This is a genomic window from Streptomyces sp. PCS3-D2 (genome assembly GCF_000612545.2).
In the GTDB taxonomy this organism is placed as follows: Bacteria; Actinomycetota; Actinomycetes; order Streptomycetales; family Streptomycetaceae; genus Streptomyces.
In genome coordinates this window covers 4,085,001-4,090,000 of the sequence record NZ_CP097800.1, presented here as the reverse complement: position 1 = coordinate 4,090,000, position 5,000 = coordinate 4,085,001, and the positions used below count along the sequence as shown (strand labels likewise).

Genomic DNA, 5,000 nt, shown 5'->3' with positions numbered 1-5,000 from the left:
CATCCACCGAAGTGGACGGGGTATCAACTTCTGGCGTTGATTTTTGGCACGCTGTTGAGTTCTCAAGGAACGGACGCTTCCTTTGTACTCACCCCAGCGACACTCGCCGTGGCTTTCCTCCGGGCTTTCGTTCTGCTGTCTTGCGTTTCCGACTCTATCAGACTCTTTCGTGTCCGATTTCCTCGGCGCTTTCCAGGTTTTCGCTTTCGCGTTTCCCTTTCCGGCGGTTCCGACTCTATCAGAAGTTTTCCACCGGATTTCCCCGGCTTCGATTCCCGAATGAAGAGTCGAGTGTCCCCACTCGAAAGTGCATCCTTGTGGGGGCTGTTGCCGAGCGTGTCCGCTCCAGGCAACTGTTCAACTCTACAACCGGGCCCGCGGGGAGTCAAAACGCCGCCGAGCCTCGGCCGTAGCCGACGTCCGTCCTCGCGGAGTTCATGCGGTAGCGGATGCGGTCGACGACCGCTCTGTGAGGACCGCCGTATCCGTGGGTGGTTGCGGCGATCGTGTCTTCTTCCTACTGGGCGACACCGCCGGAGCGGGACGAGAGCGCCCCGGCTACGCCGTACCCGCGTCTCGTACCTCCTGGCGCCCGGCCAGCCTCTTGGCCTGCCGGCGGCCGGCACGGCTGGATGGTCCTCCTGGTGGGCAGCAGCTACGAGCCGGTCACCTCGCCAGCGAGGACGAGCACGGGGTGCGCCGTCCTCACAGCACAGGCCGCGTGGCCTTCCGGCTCGTAGATTCGGCTCCGTACGAACAGGCCCGAGAGCGTTGACTCCGCCATGCGCTGACACTCATGAGCCCGTCTGCGGCACCGAGGCACCGAACGCACCCCGGGGCCAGCGGCCCTGCGAAGCGATGCACCCGGCCGTGGTGTGGCGCGACCACGGAGTCCGACACCGCGAGCTTCTTCGAGATACCCGCTGATCAGGGGGCTGTCTGCGAAATGCAACGAGCACGAGCAAGCCCCCGGGCTGTCGGTCGAGACGTCCGACGTCTCCACCACGCTTCCCCGGGTACTCGTCGGTCATCCTCGCCGCACTGGACCTCCCCCTGCGCCCGTGGAGTGGACCACGGCGCTCATCCCCGCCCCAGAGGGGCACCGGTGCTACAAGACCCACCCGTCCCAGCGCGCGCTGTCGACACTGGGACCAGGGTGTCGTCCACGATGAGTACGGCGTCCTTGGTGAACCGCTTGCGAGGCTGGAGCGCGAACATCGGCCCGAGGGGGTCGATGATGCGGTCGGCTGCCGGCTTCGAGATCCCGAACAGCGAGGAACGCCAGGATCCACGGCGGGCCCTCGCGGACCCGGCCCGCAGCGGCGCGACGTAGCACCGTCACCCGTTACCCCAAGCTGCGTGGGCTCAGCCCGGAGAACGGTGGTATCCAGACACCTCAGGTCTCTCACGAATCACGTCGTCGTCGGTGAGCCCGTGGTTCCCCAGCGGTTCCAGAGCGTGTGGTGCCAGTCATCGGCATCGGGTCCGGGGGGTGCGACCGCCGGCACCGGGCCAGGGCTGGTCTCGATCAGGTGCAGCAGCGACCAGGCGACGCCGTAGCAGTCGTCGGGGCCGAAGCAGCCAGCCAGGGCCTGCGCCTCGATCCGTGTGACGGGTGCAGAGATGGCCTCGATTTGTTTGACTCGCCGGTCGAGCTCCCGCTCGTCGGCGTCCCAGCCGGGCAGAGAGCCGTCTGCGACGAACGTCTGAACTTCGGATCTCATCTGCGAATGATCGACGGATGTGAGTGACCTGGGCAAGGCTCGATGCCGCAGGTCAGGCGCCGGCTGTCTCGGCCGCCGAGGGGAAGGCAGCCGGTTCGACGAACCAGCCGCCTTGCTGCAGGCAGGGGGAGAGCTGGCCGACCATGCGGTTGAAGAGGTTGCGCTGGGCGGCGGCGTGCCAGTCTGCACGGCTATCGCGGCGGCTCCGGTCATGGACCTGGCGTCGCGGGTGAGGCGGTGATCGCGGAGAAGGCCCGGAGGTATCCGGCGTGGTCGAGGCGGTCGCTTTTCGTCACAGCGTCCCCGACAGCTCCGCGCTGACAGCCAACGCAAGCGTGACTGGTTCCTTCAACAGCCGCACACGGTCCGATGCGCGTGCGGTCTCCTCGGTGCACAGCAGCTGACGACCGGTGCGGACCGCCTCGGCCTGGACGAGTCATTCCGACGTGATCAGTGGTCATAAGCAATCAAGGATCGGATGACGGGCTGGCCGATCTTGTGGTCGTGCCAGATCGCGGCGGCCATCGCGAGGATGCACTGGGCGACGCGGACGGCGACGCCTTCGAGGGTCGGCCACCGTGCTGTTCCTGGTCGAGCTGGCCTTTCAGGGTGTCGTTGACCGACTCGATCAACTGCCGCCCCGACTTCAGGAGGCTATCGCCCGTGCGCTGCCCGGGCCGAGGAGATAAGCCGGACCTATGTGCGGTGGGCCGTCGCCCGGAGAAGTACGGCCGGCTCGTGTTCCAGACCTCCCCCACGAGTTGGCTCGTGGAGCAGACCTGGTTGGTCCGGTACGACCGCTCTGACAGTCCCTCCACACTCTCCCAGCTGCTGCGCATCTGCGTCGCTGAGCTGGTGTTTGCACGGGATCCCGCGCCAGCCGATCCTCCCAGGAAGGGATGGCTGCGCAGGTGACCGACCGCGTCCTGATCGAGCCGGTGGATGATCTCCAAGATCAGCTCGATTCGGGAAGCACAGCGGCTGCCTATGGCCACTGATCACATCGGAATGAGCTCCCCGACCCGTAGTGCCGTCGCCGCGGCGGCGGGCGGAGCGACAGCCGGCGCGGGACGGCTACGTCAACGCGTCCGCCGTGGGGCGGTGGCGCGCCACACGCGACTGCGAGCCCCCCACAGCGCCTGCTGTACTCCGGAAGGGGCCCTCGCGCACACCGGCTTGACGCATATCGCGCTCCTCAGCCGCTGCCGCTGCCGGCCGCCAGTCCGGCCTGGTCCGAGTTCGGCGCATGCGTTGACGTGGCCCGGCCTTCCAGCCCGCTTCGGGTCAAAGGTTCACGCGCTTGAGGTAGACCCGGCTCCGGTGCGCGATGGTCTGGTACCAGACCATGAGGTGCTCGTCCTCGTACGTGCGCAACCGCATCGGGTGGGGGTCCTCGTAGAGGCTGCCGTCCTTGGGGTCGATGCCCATCGCGGCGAGGTCGACCAGGCCGTCCATGACGGCGTCCACCAGCTCCTGCTGTGCTGCGGGCATGTCACCGAGCACCCACAGCCGGTTGGGGTCGCACTCCCATGCCCAGCCTCTGTCGTTCTGCACGCCCTCGCCGCGCCGGGTCACTGACCGATCTCGCGCTGGGCTTCGGCGAGGATGCGGCTACTGGTCTCCATGGCGGCGCGGAACTGCTCCTCCGTTGCATCGGGGTCGCCCGCGACGCGTTCTGCTTCGTGCAGTGCTGCCGACCGTGCGGGCCAGCGGTGGATTGCCACGTGCGTGGCCCACTTGATCAAGAAGAACCGCAGGGGGTTGATGGCACCCGTCTCCGCGGCACGGTCGAAGGCCTCATTGCACTCCTTGTCGAGCACGGCCAGGCTGGCCATGTCGATCCGTCGCACGGCATCCCGCAGGGCTTCCCGGGTCATCGCCGGCTGGGGGACGAGAGGTCCGCCGTCTTCCCACTGCTGTGCTGTCATCGCTTCCTCCAGGGGAACGCATGCCAGGATACAGAGCCGAACCTCGGAAACTGTTGGTGAACGCGGAAAAGCCCCGTACCAGAAGGTACGGGGCTTCCCCACAACAATTGTTCGGCGGCGTCCTACTCTCCCACAGGGTCCCCCCTGCAGTACCATCGGCGCTGAAAGGCTTAGCTTCCGGGTTCGGAATGTAACCGGGCGTTTCCCTAACGCTATGACCACCGAAACACTATGAAATTTAGAACGCTGGCATGTAATCACAGCCGTTCGTTATTTCAGAACTAACACAGTGGACGCGAGCAACTGAGGACAAGCCCTCGGCCTATTAGTACCAGTCAGCTCCACCCGTTACCGGGCTTCCACATCTGGCCTATCAACCCAGTCGTCTACTGGGAGCCTTACCCTCTCAAGGAGGTGGGAATACTCATCTTGAAGCAGGCTTCCCGCTTAGATGCTTTCAGCGGTTATCCCTCCCGAACGTAGCCAACCAGCCATGCCCTTGGCAGGACAACTGGCACACCAGAGGTTCGTCCGTCCCGGTCCTCTCGTACTAGGGACAGCCCTTCTCAATATTCCTACGCGCACAGCGGATAGGGACCGAACTGTCTCACGACGTTCTAAACCCAGCTCGCGTACCGCTTTAATGGGCGAACAGCCCAACCCTTGGGACCGACTCCAGCCCCAGGATGCGACGAGCCGACATCGAGGTGCCAAACCATCCCGTCGATATGGACTCTTGGGGAAGATCAGCCTGTTATCCCCGGGGTACCTTTTATCCGTTGAGCGACGGCGCTTCCACAAGCCACCGCCGGATCACTAGTCCCGACTTTCGTCCCTGCTCGACCCGTCGGTCTCACAGTCAAGCTCCCTTGTGCACTTACACTCAACACCTGATTGCCAACCAGGCTGAGGGAACCTTTGGGCGCCTCCGTTACCCTTTAGGAGGCAACCGCCCCAGTTAAACTACCCATCAGACACTGTCCCTGATCCGGATCACGGACCGAGGTTAGACATCCAGCACGACCAGAGTGGTATTTCAACGGCGACTCCACACCAACTGGCGTTGATGCTTCAAAGTCTCCCACCTATCCTACACAAGCCGAACCGAACACCAATATCAAACTGTAGTAAAGGTCCCGGGGTCTTTCCGTCCTGCTGCGCGAAACGAGCATCTTTACTCGTAGTGCAATTTCACCGGGCCTATGGTTGAGACAGTCGAGAAGTCGTTACGCCATTCGTGCAGGTCGGAACTTACCCGACAAGGAATTTCGCTACCTTAGGATGGTTATAGTTACCACCGCCGTTTACTGGCGCTTAAGTTCTCAGCTTCGCAACCCCGAAAGGTCAC

At 64.1% G+C, this 5,000-nt stretch carries 3 protein-coding genes, 2 rRNA genes and 2 pseudogenes (1 of these 7 only partly in view); all 7 read right to left on the bottom strand.

Features of this window, described 5'->3' with window-relative positions; genetic code table 11:
• Positions 1 to 1,146: 1,146 nt before the first annotated feature.
• Positions 1,147 to 1,387 (bottom strand): annotated as a pseudogene (locus AW27_RS17965) (IS5/IS1182 family transposase); the annotation flags it as partial.
• Between the two features lie 25 nt (positions 1,388 to 1,412).
• On the bottom strand, positions 1,413 to 1,724 hold the full coding sequence (locus AW27_RS17960; protein ID WP_037931093.1) for a hypothetical protein: 312 nt from the start codon (positions 1,722 to 1,724) through the stop codon (positions 1,413 to 1,415).
• Positions 1,725 to 2,174: 450 nt separating this feature from the next.
• Positions 2,175 to 2,362 (bottom strand): annotated as a pseudogene (locus AW27_RS17955) (IS982 family transposase); the annotation flags it as partial.
• Between the two features lie 646 nt (positions 2,363 to 3,008).
• Positions 3,009 to 3,278 carry a hypothetical protein gene (locus tag AW27_RS17950; protein WP_157840355.1) on the bottom strand — a complete coding sequence of 90 codons (270 nt, stop codon included), beginning with the start codon at positions 3,276 to 3,278 and terminating at the stop codon, positions 3,009 to 3,011.
• A gap of 17 nt (positions 3,279 to 3,295) precedes the next feature.
• Positions 3,296 to 3,652, bottom strand: a complete 357-nt coding sequence (locus tag AW27_RS17945) for a hypothetical protein (RefSeq protein WP_037931099.1) — start codon at positions 3,650 to 3,652, stop codon at positions 3,296 to 3,298.
• A gap of 109 nt (positions 3,653 to 3,761) precedes the next feature.
• A 5S ribosomal RNA gene (rrf, locus tag AW27_RS17940) occupies positions 3,762 to 3,878 on the bottom strand.
• A 79-nt stretch (positions 3,879 to 3,957) separates the two neighbouring features.
• Positions 3,958 to 5,000, bottom strand: a 23S ribosomal RNA gene (locus AW27_RS17935); it runs 2,076 nt beyond the window's last position.